The organism is Iodobacter arcticus (assembly GCF_042664895.1).
GTDB classification, from domain to species: Bacteria; Pseudomonadota; Gammaproteobacteria; order Burkholderiales; family Chitinibacteraceae; genus Iodobacter; species Iodobacter arcticus.
This window is the reverse complement of sequence record NZ_JBHTBQ010000027.1, coordinates 95,278-111,486: the sequence shown is the minus strand read 5'-3', so window position 1 is coordinate 111,486 and position 16,209 is coordinate 95,278. Positions and strand designations below refer to the sequence as shown.

The following is a 16,209-nucleotide window of genomic DNA, read 5'->3' as shown; positions in this document are numbered from 1 at the left end:
CGGGAGAAAAACATGGCTCAAGCCACAGAAATCAAGGTTCGCGGCTATCATTTGGATTTATATGGTCATGTTAATAACGCACGCTATTTAGAGTTTTTAGAAGAAGCTCGCTGGGCATTAGTTGATGAAAGTGGTGGTTTAGAGTGGTTTACTCAGGAAAAGCTGGCTTTAGTGATTAGCCGGATTGATATTCGTTATAAGCGCCCGGCCACGATGGGTGATGTGCTGAGAATAGAAACACGTATGGTTCATTTAAGCGAAAAAGAAGGGATTATTCATCAGCGTATTGTGCGGGTAGATAATGATAAATTGGTGGCCGAAGCAGATGTAACCATTGCGGTTATTCATGCAAATACGCCCGGTGCTATGCCGCTTGATGGTGAATTGGGCCGTCGTTTGCAAGAGATGATGAATGTTTAAAAGATTGCACAGCGGCTTATTACTGCTTGCGCTACTGACAGGCTGCGCTAGTTTTCCCAGCCAGTTTGAAAAGCCTACCGTCAGCCTTGCAGGCTTGAGTGTGGCTGAAATTGGCTTACTAGAGCAGCGTTTTGTGCTGAATTTGCGAGTGACCAACCCTAATGATATTTCTGTGGTGATTAATGGTGTGCAGCTCAGCCTTGATGTAAATGGCAAGCCTTTTGCGGATGGCGTTTCTAGTGATGCGGTCACTTTACCTAAGCTAGGCTCGGTTGTGGTGAAGCTGAATGTCACCACCTCTTTGAACACTTTTATCCAACAATTTAATGCTCTGCAAGCAAGTGGCAAGCCAATCGCCTATCGTATTAAAGGTAAACTGTTTCTACCATTACGTCCTGATGGTGTAAGCTTTGAGCGTCAGGGAGAAGTAAACTTACCTTAATCTGGAAACAAAACAATGAGTGATCATGCTGCAGCACCGGCAAACCCACATGAAGGACATGAGGTTGATGGCTCTCCCAGCCCTTCTTTTTTGGAGAAAAACCGCCTGAAGCTGATTATAGGGGGTGGTTTTATTGGCTTTCTTTTAGTGCTTATTATTGGTATTGCAATTGGCATGACTAAGCGTAATTTTGAAAGAACGCAATATATCGAGCAAATTGCGCGTTTGAAGGTTTCTTTTGAAGAAACCATTGAGACGCGCAAAGAGTTGGAAACAAAAATTAATGAATTAAAAAAAGAAGTAAAAGAAAAGAAAATTGAAGCAGAAGAGCTCGAAGTTAAAGTCGAAGATTTAGAGCGTCGTAGCGGGGCTAAAGCGGGTAGCAGCAGCGAGCACGCTGCTCCTGCTGCGCATGGTGAAGCGCCCAAAGCGGGGGCAGATATTAAGCCAGCTGGCGGCGGCTATGTGAAGTTTGGCGGTGGTGATTGTGTGCTGCCAGCGGGAGGCGGTAAGGGCAGTGCGGCGTGGAAAGAATGTATGAAGCAAAACAGCAGTACTCCTGCCAAACCTGCAGAAAGCACTGCTAAACCAGCGGCTAAGCATGAAGAGCCTGCCGGGCATTAAATGATTGATGGTGGGGTTAGCGTGTGTAGAGGCTGTTGATTGTGTCTAAGCTGGGCGGTGTGGCACCGTGGTGCATGCAGGCGGCGGCACCGCTGGCGATTGCAAAAAAGAGATGCTCGCGGGTTTCGCGCTCCGGCCAGCTTATCAGGCTATAAATTAGCCCGCCTATCGATGCATCTCCTGCGCCAACACTATCTGCTACCTGCACCTGAATAGCGTCTGCAGTAACGATGTCATTAGTGGTAAACAAAGATGCACCATTGGCGCCTCTGGTATACAAAATATGCGCTTGTGGATTCCAGCTTCTGAGTGTTGTAAACGCGTGATCAAGATCATTGCTACGAAATAATCTGACGAGATCTTCGTCAGACACCTTAATTACATCGGCCAGCTCGCTCATTGTTCTGAAAGTGTCATCGTATTGCTCATCCATCAGAATTCTGTGATTAGGATCGTAGCTAATCTTTACCCCTTGGGTTTTTAAGTTTTTTGCCAGAGTAACTAGCTTGGTGGCTAAAGGCTGGCGAGCAAGGCTGATCCCGCCAAAATGCACCCAGCGCACATTGTTTTGCCAGCCGGAGGGCAAGGTTTGCGGGTCAAAATATAAATCGGCCGAATCGTTGCCCACAAAAAAGTATTGTGGCGGCTTGGCGGATGGCACTATGGCCATTAGCGGTGCTTTATCCCGCTGCTGTAAAAAACGTAAATCCAGCCCAGCTGCGAGCGATGCCTGATACAGATCCTCGCCAAAACAATCTTTGCTGATTGCGCCAGCAAAAGCACTAGGCAGGCCAAAGCTTGCCAGCACGCGCGCTACATTCCACGTTGAGCCACCCACTTTACTGACCCAGTTTTCGCCATCAAGGCGAATCATATCGGTGAGCGCTTCGCCAGCGGCTATAAAAATAGGGAAAGTGTGAGGGGCGGAGGAGGGCATGCAGAGGCCTTGTAATCATTAGAAATAGTGTGTTGAGTGGAGCTAGGTTTGATCATATTTATAATCTGAAGCAAATAGCTTAATTTAGATCTAGTTTTTCTTTGTGTTCTCTGTGGTTCAAAATTTTGGTTAAGCTATTAAGGCGGTGCGCAAGAAATGCGTTTGCACACCCTATAAAATCACTTTTTTCATGACATGAAGTCTCGTTTTTCTCTGTGAAACTCCGTGCCCTCTGTGTTCTCCGTGGTTCAAGATGTGGGTTTTGTTCCGTAATCTTGAGTTAGCCATCTAGTTTTAAAAACAAATCGCGGTCAGGGGCAAAGTTGGCGTAGAGCGGCAGCAGTGCGCCTCCTAAGGCGCGAGCGTCAGATCCTATCGTGCCTGCCAAAACTTGCGGCGGCACGACGCCTTCCCAGTTGAAATCTTGCATGGAAGTGACCACGGCTTGAATCAGTGCTTCTTTGACGGCGCTACAAAAGCAGCCGTCTAAAATTACGCCTTCTAAATCCAGTAGGCAGCTGCTGTTCAGCATGGCAAAGGCAATGGGCGGGGCGGTTTCGGCTATCCAAGCTTGGGTATGCGGCCAATAGGCAGCGCTGGCGGCGCGCTCATCACTGGTGGCTCTGCCATCCAACCCCGCCGCGATAAAGCGGCTTTCCAGTTTGTAGAGCGAGGCCACATTCAGTAGTTGTGGGCTGTTCGCGCTGCCTGTTATTCCTAGCGATAATGACCCTAAAGCACCCGCATTGCCGTGTTTGCCGATATGTAAATGGCTGTCTAGCACCAAGCCGCCGCCGATAAAAGTATCGACAAATACATAGATAAAATTACGCACATCGCGTCCGCGCCCAGCCACTAGCTCGGCTACGCAGGCGGCGGTGGTGTCTTTAATCGATTGCACCGGCAGGCCGGTGAGGGCGGCGATTTCTGTCTTGAGCTGAAAACGCTCCCAGCGGGCGACAACGTCTGCATCCAGCCCTAGTAGCTGCTGCCAGCCGCCGATATGCAGTGGTGCTGCAATGCCTATACCCTGCACGCGCTCCCACAAATGAGGGCTGAGCTTGGCTTTGATTTTGACTAGGCAATCGGCAAGATGCGTCAGAATTTGTTCGGGATCAGCAAAGCTATAGCTTAGATTCCAGCGTTCACGCACCGTGCAGGTAAAATCTACCAGTAAGATATCTAAGCTGCGGCGGCCTACTTTTACGCCGATGGCAAACGCGCCATCGGGGTTGAGCGCTAGTGGCACCGAGGGCTGGCCTACTTTGCCGCGCAGTGGGGTTTCTTTGATAAGTAATTCGTCTTCGAGCAGCCGCTTGGTAATCAGCGAGATCGATTGCGCAGTTAAGCGGGTAAGCCTGGCAATCTCTGCCCCCGGCAGGCGGCCATTGAGCCGAATCGCTTGCAGCACAACACGTTCGTTGTACTGGCGCATGCCGCCTTGAGACGAGCCCCTTGGCTTGAGATTACTGGCTGCGGCGGATGCTTTATCCGGCGAGAGGCTCACAAATCACTCCTTTTTTAAGTATGAAATTGCCGTAAGGCTGCAATTCGCCCGTTAGCACAATCGCGTAAGCTTGCTTCACGCGTTCATAGAAAGCAAATCGCTCTATCGCTTCGCATTGGCTTTCTTGTGCATGGCCGTCATCGTATAGCTCGCTAATCACATGCTTTTGTAGTGCGCTGCACCATCCGGTGGGTTGATGGCTGACTTGCATAAAGGCAATCGGCTGGCTGACATCTTGATCAAGGGGCAGTAAGCTCATCACCGCTTTTACCGTACGGGCAATACCGACGCCAGAAAGGTGGATCAGGGGCTTGCCCGCTGCCAGCGAGGCCGCTGTAAAGTTGGCATCGGCAATCACAATCTCGTTACCGTGGCCCATTTCAGCCAGTACCTTGAGTAATTCTGGTGTGAGGAGTGGGTCTATTCCTTTAAGCATCGTGTTCTCCTTGGGGTTTTCTGGCTGGGGGCTGAGCTTGCGTAGGGCGGGTGAAACCCACCGTGTTTGCTGTATTTCATAGGGTGTGCAAACGCTTTTCTTGCATATTGTTTTTACAATTCTGCGGCTTTTGCCACGGTGCGTAACGCCTCTGGCGTTTTGCACCCTATAAGCTCAAACACCGGCGCGGCTAGGTTTTATAGGGTGTGCAAGTTGTTTTTATTGCGCACCGCTTCTAAGCAAACCCAATCTGCTGAATACACACGGCTGCAACTGCTTGTTTCCCTCGTTATTTATTCTTATCTTGTGCCTAATTCGCTAGCCACTCTGCCGGTATATCTTCGGGCTTCATGGCACCCGTCATCACCGCTACGGCGTCGCTCATGGTGATGGCTTTGGGGTTGAGGATGGCGGCGCGGCGGCCTAAGCGGGCGACGTGGATGCGGTCGGCTATTTCAAAGACATGCGGCATATTGTGGCTGATTAAAACCACCGGCAGGCCGCGGTCGCGCACATTGCGGATGAGTTCTAGCACCATATTGCCTTCTTTTACACCCAGCGCTGCGGTGGGTTCGTCCATGATCACTACGTGGCGGGCAAAGGCTGCGGCACGGGCGACGGCAACGCCCTGGCGCTGGCCACCAGAGAGCGTTTCTACGGCTTGCGTCATCGAGCGAATGCCGATTTTTAGCGCTTGCATATAGTCAATGCTGTCTTTAAGCATGCGTTTTTTATCCAGAAAACCAAGGCTGCCTAGAAAGCCTGCGCGGCGGATTTCGCGGCCCATAAATAAGTTTTCGGCAATGGTCATGGCGGGGGCCACGGCTAAGTCTTGGTAAACGGTTTCGATGCCGGCACGGCGCGCTTCGATGGGGCTTTTAAAGCAGACGCTTTGGCCATCGAGCAAAATTTCGCCACTATCTGGCGTGGTAGCGCCAGATAGGGCTTTGATTAGGGAGGATTTACCCGCGCCATTGTCGCCAATCACGGCCAGAATTTCTCCGGCGCGCAGCTCAAAATCAGCGCCATCCAGGGCGACGACTTGTCCATAGTGTTTGACGAGGCCTTTGGCTTCAATTACCAAAGGGGGGCGTTCTGTGTTCTGGCTCATTAGCGGCCTCCTTTGCGGGACAATTGATCGGTGGCCACAGCCAGAATAACCAAAATGCCGGTAATTAAAATTTGGTAAACCGACGACACGCCCATCAGCGTGAGGCCATTACGGAATACACCCACAATCATTGCGCCAATTAAAGAGCCAATAATCACGCCACGCCCACCAAACAAGCTGGTGCCACCAAGCACCACGGCGGTGATGGCATCAAGGTTTTCTGTTTGCCCGGCGTTGGGGTCGCCCACGCCAGTACGCGCTACCGAAAGCACCGATGCCACGCCGTAGCACAGCCCTGCCAGCACATACACCATCAGGATGACGCGGTGGGTGGCAATGCCGGTGAGGCGAGTGGCTTCCGGGTTATTACCCACGGCATAAATATGGCGGCCTTGTGCGGTTTCCCTTAACCAGATCCAGCTGAGTGCATAGCAGGCCAGCATCAGCACGGTGCCATAGGCGACTTGGGTTTGGCCGATGCCAAAAGTGTTGCCAAAAAAGGTCATGGCGACGGGTAAATCGGTAATGGTTTGTGAGCCTGAATAAAGCTGGGTAATGGCAAAAGCGATATTCATGGTGCCGAGTGTCACAATAAAAGGCGGCAATTTAATACGGGTAACGAGCAGGCCATTCAGTAATCCAAAGCCTGCGGTCACGGCAAGACCGATTGAAATGGCAACAATAGGGTGTAAGCCATAATCATTCGCCACTTTGGTCATCACCACGCCGCCAAGCGCCATCACCATGCCACAGGATAGATCGATGCCGGCAGTTAAAATAATCAGTGTCTGGCCAATTGCAATCAGCCCCACCACCATAATTTGCTGCAAAATTAGCGAAAAATTCGCGCCGGTTAAAAACTGCTCGCTTTGAAACGAGAAAAAACCGCAAGCCAGCAGCAGAGCCAAAAATGGCCCTAGAGTACCGATAGACGGGATGTGATCTTTCCAGCTCGGCATAGATAACCTCTATATGTTTGAAGTGCGGCAGGCATACCGATCAGCTATTGCTGGGCCTGTATGCCTGCAGATGGCTGTTTACTTATTGCCCCAGCACATATCCATGCCGGTTTTACTGTCTTTGCTATCTACGCCAGCAACCGCTTTATTGGCGATCAGGGTGACACCGGTATCGGTATAGCCCGATGGTTTTTTGCCGGTTTTTGCGTATTCAACACCCGCAGCTACGCCCATTGCGGCCATTTTTAGCGGGTACTGCTGCGAGGTAGCGGCGAGCTTGCCGTTTTTAAGATCTTTAATCCCTTGGCAACCACCATCTACCGAAACAATCAGTACGCCTTTTTCTTTACCGGCTTTTTTCAGTGCATTAAATGCACCGGCGGCGGCTGGCTCGTTAATGGTGTAAACCAGATTGATATCCGGATTTTTTTGCAGGCAGTTTTCCATGGCGGTCTGGCCTTTGGCCTGATCGCCAAAGCTGTCTGCCATACAAACCACACCGGCGGGCTTGGCTAATTCATTGTTTTTGGCGTCAAAGGATTGCAAGCCAAAGCCTTGTAAAAAGCCATTGTGGCGTTGCGCACCGACGGGGTGGCCGGGCAGTAAATCGAGTGTGGCGATTTTGGCTGGTTTGCCCGCAAACGTGGCCTTGGCATATTCACCGATCAATACACCCGCTTTAAAGTTATCGGTTGCAAAGAGCGCATCGGTAGCGTTTGCTGGGTCGGTTGGGCTATCAAGCGCAATAATCAGCACGCCTTTTTCGCGGGCTTTTTTTATGGTGGGCACAATCGCTTTGGAATCACTCGGGGTAATCAGAATGGTTTTGGCCCCAGCAGCAATCATGTTTTCAATGGCGGTGACTTGGCCTGCATTATCGCCATCGGCCTTGCCCGAGGCAGAAAGCAACTTTGCACCTTTGGCTTTTGCCTCGGCAGTGGCTCCCTCTTTCATTTTTACAAAGAAAGGATTGGTTTCAGTTTTAGTAATCAGGCCAATGACTGGCTCGCTGGCAAAAACGGGTGCGGCGATAAAGGCAAGGGCAATACAGATACGGGTTTGCAGCATTTCTCTTCTCCAAAGAATAGGCAGTCTGGCCTGAGGGTTACCCCATCAAATCGGCGTTTTTGATAAATCACTCGGTTTGATTTAATCGATACTAAGCTCGGGTTTTTAATAAATCAATAGGGTTTATTTATAGGAAAACCCTTATAAAACAGTTGTTTAATTGTGTATTGCTTAGCAATTAATCAGATTGAAATAATAGAGAAACTGAGGCCGCGCGCGGCTTTAGCGGCTAGAGGCATGCAATAACCTAGTAGAAAAACGAGGGATAATATTTTTTCGTATAGGCCAGATAAACGGCAGAATACTGTGGTTTATTTAGCTAAGCGGAGTAAGCCGATCATTATTTATGCCTAAGAATAAAGGGCAATGGATCGTTTGCAGGGGGATTGAACTAATGGGGCAGCAAGGCTGACGGCTATAATGTCCTGCTTATGGATGAGCGATTTGTTTTTAAGGTTTATGTATGAAAATTTCACTTTTATTATGGGTTTGCTTACTTGCTACGCCCGCTTTTGCTGCCAAGGTTTATCAATGGCGAGATGCAGATGGCCGGGTGTTTTATTCAGATCAGCCTGCGCCGGGTCAAAATGTACGGGAAAGGCATATTCGCGTGCAAAGCAGCGCAGCTAGCCAGCCGCAAGATCAGGCCGCTATGGTGCTGTATGTTGCACCAGAATGTGGCAAGCCTTGTAGCGATGCGGTAGAGCTGCTCGATAGCCGTAAAATTAATTACGAGCTAAAAAACCCCAGCCGTTCAGAGCCACAGATGATTGAGTTTATTAATCTGGTTGGCAGCCTTTCTGTTCGTACCCCTGTGCTGGTGATGGGCAAAAAAGTGCTTAGCCCTTGGGATAAGCTGATTTGGAGCGCAACGTTGAATAAAGCGGGTTTTCCTGTGCTAGAGAAGAAAAACGCCTCGCAAGCAAAATAAATCTAGCTATACCTATGTGATGCCCTGAGCTTTGTTGATGTTGTTTGGCTTAGCGCAAATCAACGTCAACAGAGCTCGCCAGGATCATGATCTATGCACAAATCGATCCGTATTGTGTTGGCAAGCTGCGCGGTGATAGGGGCCAGCTGTCTGGGCTTGCATTTTTGTGCGGGGGCCGATGAGTTATATCGTGATGTATTTCATCGGCTGGCTGGGGCGCGTGCACCCGCATCGCACGTGGTTTTGCTGACGGTAGATGACGCTACGCTGGCGCAATATCCCGATACCCCTCTTGCATTTTTTTCCCCTTTATTTGCTCGTGCAGCTCAAACCGCTATTGATGCGGGAGCCAAAGTGATTGCGCTCGACTTTATGCTCGGCATCAGCGCAGAGCAATGGTTGGCCGAACATGAAAGCCCCAAGGCGGGGGATTTTGATCAGCCCATACGCGCCTTGATTGGACAAGAATCACTCTTACTGCCTGCACTGAAACAGGCCGATCGCTTACAGCTGCCTGCTACGGCTTACACCATTGCCGTTCCTGATTTTGATTTAGCCCACCATCTGGGGCGGGTTGATTTACCTGCGGATGGTGACGGTATTGTGCGGCGTATTCCTCTAGTTTGGCATGACGAGGCTGAAGGAAGCCCTGTGCTATCCATGCCCTTGCTGTTGGCTTTGCGCTACAGCAATCAGCAGGCTAAGGCAAAAAACTGGCACTTGGGCGGGCAGGTGATTGATCGAAGCTCATCACCGCAACGCATTGCATGGCTGGGGCCGCCTGGCACCGTGCCGCAAATTGCCATGCACCGTTTATTGGCTAAGCAAGCTTTACAAGATCCGCAAGTTTTAGCGCTCAAAGGTAAGGCTTTAGTGCTGGGCGGCGCGTATACGGGGATGCAGGATTGGCATCTCACGCCTTATGGCATGGGCATGGGTCATGCCCTGATGAGTGGCCCGGAAATACTGGCGCAGAGTGCCGAAATGTTGCTCTCTGGCAGGCGATTGATGACGTCCTCCATCTATTGGCAATATCTCAGCTTGCTGTTGATTGCGCTGAGCCTTTTATACGGATTTATTTTGCTTAATCATAAATGGCTGCTACCAACGGGAATACTGATTTTACTATTACCTATTGCTGTAGCTTATCTGGCGTTTTTGCAAGATCTACTTTGGCCGGTATTCCCCGTGCAAATCGCCATTGCCAGCGCAATGCTGGCAGCCATTTTATTAAAGCTGAACAGAGCCGCGCGTAAACAACGCTATTTAACTGAATTATTTGGCCGTTTTGTGTCCCCTGCGATTGTGAAGCAAATGGCCGAGAGCGATACCATGCCGGTGATGGGTGGGGAGCGCGTGGTGGCGACGGTGCTGTTTTGTGATATTCGCAGCTTTACCAGTTTGTCTGAACTCTTAAAGCCCGAAGATGTGGTGGAGCTACTGAACGCGTGGTTTGAGCGTGCCTGCGCCATCGCCTGGCAATACGGCGGCACGGTAGATAAGCTGATTGGTGACGCGATGATGGTGGAATTCGGCACGCCGCTGCGCCATCTTGATCATGCCCACCGAGCCGTTGCTGCTGGTTTGGCTCTGGAAGCCGCCGCACATGAGATGTCGGCTTGGGTAGATCAGCGCTTCCCCGCTCATTCTTTTTCTGACTTTGCGATTGGGGTGGGCTTACACACCGGCCCCTTAGTGATTGGCAATATTGGTTCTAGCTTAAAAACTGATTACACCGCCATAGGAGACACGGTCAATGTGGCGGCACGCTTAGAAGGCTTGGGTAAAACACTGGGCTGTGTGGTGGTGGCAAGCCACGAAACGGTGCAGGCCGTGGCGGGCATTGTTACGGGCGATGCCACTACTTTATTGGTGAAGGGCCGGGCTGAGCCGGTGGTGGTTTATGCCGTGCATGGTCTGGGTATGGCTTCCAATAAGGAGCAAGAACATGAAATGGATTCACGCTAGTGTATGGCTATGGCTGGCTATGGCGAGCTTTGCTGCTGAAAATATTGTGGTGTTAAAAACAAGGCAAGCCTTACAGCTTAGCAATAAGGGAGAAGCCAAAGTATTAAAGCCCTATGTAAAGCTACTTGCCGGCGATCAGCTGCTGTTACCGGAGGCTGCCGAAGTGCAGCTAGTGTGGATCGATTCTGGCCGCCATGAAATCTGGCAAGGCCCCGCACGCTTAAAACTCTTGAGCGATGCAGCAGAAGAGAGCAATCACAAGCCCGCAGCACAGATTAAAACCCTGCCCGCTACGCTGCGTAGCCATTTGGGGCAGGTGGGCGGCACGCTTACGTCGATTAAACAAATGGGCGGCATTATTAATGTGCGGGCCGTGAGTGAGTCGGATGAAAGCGGCGCCATTGCAGAGCAGGCTCGTAAGGAATTAGATGCGGATAATCCATCTGCCGATTTGTTTTTATTACAAGAGCAATGGAATGCCCAAAATTGGAGCGCCGTTTATAAAACCTTAAAACGCTTGCAAGTGCTTGACCCCAAAAACCCTGAGCTGGCGGCGGTACTGAAGCACTTAGAGCAGAAAATGGCACGCTAGTCGGGCTGGGCGTGTGCGGTTTTTTACAATGTATAAGCTGATGATGCCTCTTGCTCAATGGACACTGTGTAAATGGGTTTTTTGAGTGCTGGAATTGGTTTTTGAATTTGTAGGGCGGGTGAAACCCGCGAGCGATGCCGAATAAATACGCGGGTTTCACCCGCCCTACGATATTTATAATGAGATTGAGCAAGAGGCATAATCAGGATGTATAAAGCCGCTACTAAGTGCATTTAAGGATGGTTTTGTTATTACCCTCGTACGGGGTTTTTACCGATTAAGTGAGTGGATGCTGTCTTGTTTGTATATATAGTGGTCAGATTTTTTGATTAATTACACGTAATTTTGTAATGTAAGTTATTGAAATTATTAAAAATAATGTCAGCAAGCCGCCCATCATTAATCTATTGGAACATGGCTTAAACATTACTAACCTCCAAAGAACTTTATTCGCCCAACTTGGCCAGTGATCCTCGCTGATGCCAAGAGCATCTTTGGAGAGCACGTAATGAAAGCGACACTCGCATTATCTATCTTGGCAGCGGCCGTTCTTAGTGCATGTGGCGGAGGTGGTGGTGGCTCGGATACGGCCTCTGGAGCCGCCAGTGCCGATGTGCCGCTTCGTATGCAAGGTGGTGGTGGTGCGTGTGGCAATGGATGCGGGGGTAATTCTGGGGGAGGTAGTACCGGCGGCGGGGTGGGTGGCGGCGGTGGCCTATCGATGATGCGTAATGTTGTTGTGAGTATTAGCAAGGTTGATGGCACGGTGCTGGCGAGTGCTGATCTTACCTCAGGGCTCGTTTCTATTTTCCCAGGTACGCAAGCCGGGCCGTTTATCGCAACGTTTACGCCTAAAGCCAATGGCGAATATTTTGATGAAGCCCGCCGTGAATGGGTGTCTTTAGGTACCAGCTCCTTACGCGTTTTATTGCCTAATTTAACGAGCAACTTTAGCGCAAATCCTTTTACCGAAGCCGCATATCAATACGCCATTAAAAAAGCCGGTAGCGAAGCTGCATTGACAGCCACCAGCATGCAAGAAGCCAATGATTACATCAAAACCGAATTCAATATCAAGCTGGCCGAACGCAATAAAATCACGGATATCACCCTCTTGCCTACCTTTATTGATGATACCAAAGGCTTGGCAACCCTTGCTGCCACCCCTGCGGGCCGCTATGGCGCCTTACTTTCAGGCTTAGCTTTTGCGGCTCAGGCGTTTAACAATAAATTGACTACCCCTGCGCTGGCCTTTATGAAACAGCTGGTTGAAGACGTCAAAGACAATAATAAAATTGATGTTTCAATTAAACCCAGCGATTTAGCCTACGGCGCAGATTTACCCGCGCAGCTTGATGCCAGCATCAACCAAGCCACAACAACCTGGGGCGGGGCTGAATTGCAAACCGAAGTGCTAAGCGAAGTCACACCTACAACCGCCGCCTTGATGGCTGCCGATGGCAACGCCTTTATGCTGAGTTTTTTATCGGATACCAATTTATTTGGTAATGGCAGCTCGGGGCAGGGGGCTCGTCTTCCAAGTAGTAATAAAGCGGCGGGTAGTTTTGCTGCTGCAGGCTCTTCTGCAAGTAGTGTGGCTACTGCAGGCGTATTTACTTGCAGCTCTGGCGGTACGCGCACCGTGACGGTGGTAGACGCCAATAATAATCGCCAGCTTGATCAAGCGGGCGACATGGAAAAAACGGTATATGCCAATTGTAATAGTGGCAGCTCGACTCAGAATGGCTTTGAAGAAATGGGAGCGCTTAGCAATGTGACTTTTAGTTCTTCTTATAAGCTATCAGGCACGCTTTATTACAAAAAAAATACCACTACGATAGGTGCAGATAATTCAAGCAGTGTATTCCAAGAGGATTACACGGATGAAACAATCCAGCAAGTTGATGCAAACTTTGTATTGCAAAGCCTGAAAGGCAAAAAAACGCTGAATAGTTTTTCCTACCTAAATAAAAACAGCGCAGGCGTGGTGATCTATCAGGAAGCCAGCCTAAGCGCCCCCGGTGCGGTATATACCTTTGATTTTACAAGACAGGCAGATGGCACTTATCAAGGGACAACAACCCAAGTATGGGGAAAATACTCATCGCTAACCGAAACCGCTGACAAGATGGAAAGAACTGCTACAGGTAATAGATCGATTGTGAATGGCAGCAATCTTTTCTGGAGTGGCTGGAAGAGCGTGACACGTAACTCAAAACTCACAAATTACGCTCATACAGCGACTGTACTTGGCGTAAGTATTTATCATAAATCTGATCTGGCTCTTGAAGATGAAGTCCTGACATTTGATGGCAGTTTTAATCAGCTTACAGGGCAAATGACCTACAGCGCCTCGCGAGTGGATGTCACGGTGACTAGCCCGCTTGGCGTAACCAGCCAACTGGTTAATAACTATAAGCAAACTCAAAACTGGCAGAAGGATGTGAGTGACACCACCAGCTACACTGCAGAGAGCGTGCGCCTCGTTAACGCGCTGGGCACGGCTTCAATCTCCAGTGTGAAATCCACGCAGGTTATCGGTTTGGGAGCAAGCAACACGGGGAAAAATAGCTTCTCCCTCGCGGGCTTATTAACCACCAGCAAAGGCTATACCTTTAACGTGGATAGCATGGTGCCAGACACCAAACTCACCTGGACATCCGCCGATAAAATTTACCCCGTATCCGGCGATCTGCGTGCCTTTGGCGCAAAAAACAGCAGCTTAATCATCAGAGCCAAAGGCGGAAATAATATGGACGTGGTTTACACCACCAGCGCCGGGCAAACAGGCACGATTGCCAGCCGGTGGAAATAATGGTTTTTTCCGTGAAGCACCATGCTCTCTAATATTTCTGCATTCTAAGATTTAGGGGGTATGGCATTTTGTAAAAGAATGGCAGCAGAAGGCGAGCTAGTTTGAGTGCTCTGGTTCAAAAGGAGCGATGTTATTTACTAAAGGCCACTTTTATAAGTGGCCTTTTTTTACGGAGGGTGGCGAGAAAGCTTACGGCGCATAGCAGGTGGTTACAGGGGATAAACAGCCGGGCACGGCACTTGGTGGCGTTTGGGCACAGATACCACCATGACGTACCCACTGATCCTAGACTCGTGCTAGTTTCGCGGATTGAAAAGCACCAGCACGTCTGTGGGTGAGGGTGACAGATGCGATTTCGTTTCTTGCTCCGTTTAAATAAATATTATGTGCATTAAGGCCTGGTGGTGTGCAGTATAAATTTCTTTTAAATAACAAAAACTTATTTATTTTCTGTCTTTATTTGTAAATTCTATACGGAGAATGAGAGGCATTTGTTTTATGACGTGGTACTATGCCGTCGTTTTGAATTACTTACGGGTATTTGATTTTCGTGCTGCATATAAAAAAGGAGCTATTTTTATGGATTTTTACTTAAGAAAGGATGAGCTACAAAAGATTTTTGCATCCTTGGCTCTTATATTTAGTTGCTCCTTTTCTTTTGCTGGTGGCCAGTTTTGTGCTGGAAAAGTATCAAATTTATTTGTAAGTAGTTCAGGTGATGTGACTGCTAACTTTGCTTTTCGTGGTGATTTTCTAACCGTGTGTAATTTAAATGCTGAGTGGAAAGGGGTTTCCATTACAACATGTGCCGCATGGTTTTCTGTATTGAAGGCAAGTGTTTCCAGGCAGAGTGAAGCGACTTTACATTACCTTGATGCCCCAAGTTGCAATGTGATTCCCATACATCAAAGCGCCCCTGCCCCATACTATGTCATGTTAAATAACTAAATTCTTTATAAATTTGTGAGTATTTAAAATAATGCTTAAGTTTATTTGTCATCTTTTATTCGCATTTTTAGCTTTAAGTTTTAGTGCTGTTGCACTGGCAGGCACACAAAAAGGATTGGTAACCAAGCTTCATAAGCGCAGCAGTGATGGGCTTATTTATTTTGACTTAATAGGCCCTTCTGATGGAAAGCCTGCTTGTGCTAGCTATCCGTACTGGATGATAAAGGATGAGAATTCTAATACAGGTAAACAGCAGTTAGCATTGCTGCTTGTAGCAAAGGCATCCGGGCAGCTTGTGTCTGTTGTGGGGAATAACACCTGCTCTCGGTGGAAGGATGGCGAGGACGTTGAAGATATTATGCTGGAGTAATGTTTTTTTATTAATTAACTGATTGTGTATATAGATTTTTTTATGATTTCACGATGGCTACTTATTCTTATTTGTATCAATGTTCATGCTCAGTCCCCTGAGCAAAAACTTGGCGAAGCATTATTTTTTGATACTCGCTTAAGTAGCAATCAGCGCATCTCGTGCGCAAGTTGCCATCATCCGGATAAAGCATTTAGTGATGGGCTTGCAACTTCAGTTGGTGTAACTGGACAAGCCCTTAATAGAAAAAGCACTTCATTATTTGATGTGGGGAAGGCAAAGTTTTTGTTTTGGGATGGTCGGCGTGAGAATTTAAAAGATCTTATTTTTGATCCGCTGACAAATCCAATGGAGCATGGATTTACGAGTGATGCAGAAGTATTGTTAAGGTTAAATTCTTTATTAGACATACAGCAAGCTTTTTATCGCCTAAATGGGCGTAAGACAATTGATAAGCAAGATGTTCAAAATGTAATGGTTGCATATTTGCAGGGGCTTAAAGCGCCACAGACGGCATTTGATCGCTTCCGCTCAGGTGATAAAAATGCCTTGAGCGCATCACAATTAAAAGGCTACAAGCTATTTACCGGCGTAGCAGCGTGTGTGCAATGTCATCAGATTAATGAAGGGCGTTTTACCGATGATGCATTTCATGCTTTAGGGGCTGAATCTGGAAAAATTTCGAAGAAATTACCGCAGTTGTTAGCACAAACTGAAATTGCCAGAAAAAATGGAACGCTAGGCGTATTGATTGCGACCGATGCAGATGTAGCTGAATTGGGGCGTTATCTGGCAACCGCTAATCCAATGGATATTGCCGCATTTAAAACACCATCATTACGGCAAGTAAAAAAATTAGCCCCGTATATGCATAACGGCAGTGTAAGCACATTATCAGAGGCTGTTCGTAGAGAGGCATATTACCGTGCCAGCATGGAGGGAAAATCATATTTTCTGACTCCAGAAGAGGTGGAGGTGATTGTGGATTTTTTAAGGGTATTGTAATGACACATTGCCGTGAAATAGAAAACTAATTGATTATATTTTATATAAATTTCATAAGTAAATTTTATCCTAAACA

At 48.5% G+C, this 16,209-nt stretch carries 16 protein-coding genes; 10 read left to right on the top strand and 6 right to left on the bottom strand.

All coding sequences use genetic code 11. The features are described from left to right. The first annotated feature begins 12 nt into the window (after positions 1-12). Genes ACFQNF_RS13295 through ACFQNF_RS13285 form a run of 3 tightly spaced genes read left to right on the top strand, consistent with a single transcriptional unit; the run spans position 13 to position 1,486 of the window. On the top strand, positions 13-420 hold the full coding sequence (locus tag ACFQNF_RS13295; RefSeq protein WP_046353430.1) for an acyl-CoA thioesterase: 408 nt from the start codon (positions 13-15) through the stop codon (positions 418-420). Beyond that, the gene (locus ACFQNF_RS13290; protein ID WP_380188432.1) at positions 413-862 is read left to right on the top strand and encodes an LEA/WHy family protein; all 450 of its coding nucleotides are present in this window, start codon (positions 413-415) and stop codon (positions 860-862) included. The genes ACFQNF_RS13295 and ACFQNF_RS13290 overlap by 8 nt, the downstream gene beginning before the upstream one ends. Before the next feature lie 15 nt (positions 863-877). Next, the gene (locus ACFQNF_RS13285; protein ID WP_380188431.1) at positions 878-1,486 is read left to right on the top strand and encodes a hypothetical protein; all 609 of its coding nucleotides are present in this window, start codon (positions 878-880) and stop codon (positions 1,484-1,486) included. Between the two features lie 16 nt (positions 1,487-1,502). On the opposite strand, the gene ACFQNF_RS13280 is transcribed toward ACFQNF_RS13285, so the two are convergent. From ACFQNF_RS13280 to ACFQNF_RS13255, 6 genes are all read right to left on the bottom strand, one after another. Continuing rightward, complete coding sequence (locus ACFQNF_RS13280; protein WP_380188430.1) at positions 1,503-2,423, bottom strand: carbohydrate kinase family protein; 921 nt, start codon at positions 2,421-2,423, stop codon at positions 1,503-1,505. A gap of 280 nt (positions 2,424-2,703) precedes the next feature. Then, positions 2,704-3,930 carry an ROK family protein gene (locus tag ACFQNF_RS13275; protein WP_380188429.1) on the bottom strand — a complete coding sequence of 409 codons (1,227 nt, stop codon included), beginning with the start codon at positions 3,928-3,930 and terminating at the stop codon, positions 2,704-2,706. Beyond that, positions 3,911-4,366, bottom strand: a complete 456-nt coding sequence (locus ACFQNF_RS13270; protein WP_380188428.1) for an RbsD/FucU family protein — start codon at positions 4,364-4,366, stop codon at positions 3,911-3,913. Before ACFQNF_RS13270 ends, ACFQNF_RS13275 begins: the two co-directional genes overlap by 20 nt. A 310-nt stretch (positions 4,367-4,676) precedes the next feature. After that, positions 4,677-5,477, bottom strand: coding sequence for an ATP-binding cassette domain-containing protein (locus ACFQNF_RS13265; protein WP_380188427.1), 801 nt, complete (start codon positions 5,475-5,477; stop codon positions 4,677-4,679). Continuing rightward, a complete protein-coding gene (locus ACFQNF_RS13260; protein WP_380188426.1) occupies positions 5,477-6,436 on the bottom strand; it encodes an ABC transporter permease in 960 nt (319 codons plus the stop codon). Before ACFQNF_RS13260 ends, ACFQNF_RS13265 begins: the two co-directional genes overlap by 1 nt. 78 nt (positions 6,437-6,514) lie before the next feature. Continuing rightward, on the bottom strand, positions 6,515-7,504 hold the full coding sequence (locus ACFQNF_RS13255; protein ID WP_380188425.1) for a sugar ABC transporter substrate-binding protein: 990 nt from the start codon (positions 7,502-7,504) through the stop codon (positions 6,515-6,517). Positions 7,505-7,967: 463 nt separating this feature from the next. On the opposite strand from ACFQNF_RS13255, the gene ACFQNF_RS13250 reads away from it, so the two are divergent. The 7 genes from ACFQNF_RS13250 to ACFQNF_RS13220 all read left to right on the top strand — a co-directional run bounded on the left by ACFQNF_RS13250 (position 7,968) and on the right by ACFQNF_RS13220 (position 16,133). After that, on the top strand, positions 7,968-8,435 hold the full coding sequence (locus ACFQNF_RS13250) for a DUF4124 domain-containing protein (protein ID WP_380188424.1): 468 nt from the start codon (positions 7,968-7,970) through the stop codon (positions 8,433-8,435). Between the two features lie 93 nt (positions 8,436-8,528). Then, positions 8,529-10,403: a CHASE2 domain-containing protein gene (locus ACFQNF_RS13245; protein WP_380188423.1), complete on the top strand. Its 1,875-nt coding sequence runs from the start codon at positions 8,529-8,531 to the stop codon at positions 10,401-10,403. After that, positions 10,384-10,995, top strand: coding sequence for a hypothetical protein (locus ACFQNF_RS13240; protein ID WP_380188422.1), 612 nt, complete (start codon positions 10,384-10,386; stop codon positions 10,993-10,995). The genes ACFQNF_RS13245 and ACFQNF_RS13240 overlap by 20 nt, the downstream gene beginning before the upstream one ends. Positions 10,996-11,503: 508 nt before the next feature. Then, positions 11,504-13,810, top strand: a complete 2,307-nt coding sequence (locus ACFQNF_RS13235; RefSeq protein WP_380188421.1) for a hypothetical protein — start codon at positions 11,504-11,506, stop codon at positions 13,808-13,810. Positions 13,811-14,308: 498 nt separating this feature from the next. Then, entirely contained in the window at positions 14,309-14,758 is a 450-nt protein-coding gene (locus tag ACFQNF_RS13230) for a hypothetical protein (protein ID WP_380188420.1), read from the top strand. 31 nt (positions 14,759-14,789) lie between these two features. Next, positions 14,790-15,128, top strand: a complete 339-nt coding sequence (locus tag ACFQNF_RS13225) for a hypothetical protein (protein WP_380188419.1) — start codon at positions 14,790-14,792, stop codon at positions 15,126-15,128. A gap of 42 nt (positions 15,129-15,170) precedes the next feature. Next, positions 15,171-16,133: a cytochrome-c peroxidase gene (locus ACFQNF_RS13220; protein ID WP_380188418.1), complete on the top strand. Its 963-nt coding sequence runs from the start codon at positions 15,171-15,173 to the stop codon at positions 16,131-16,133. Positions 16,134-16,209: the final 76 nt, after the last annotated feature.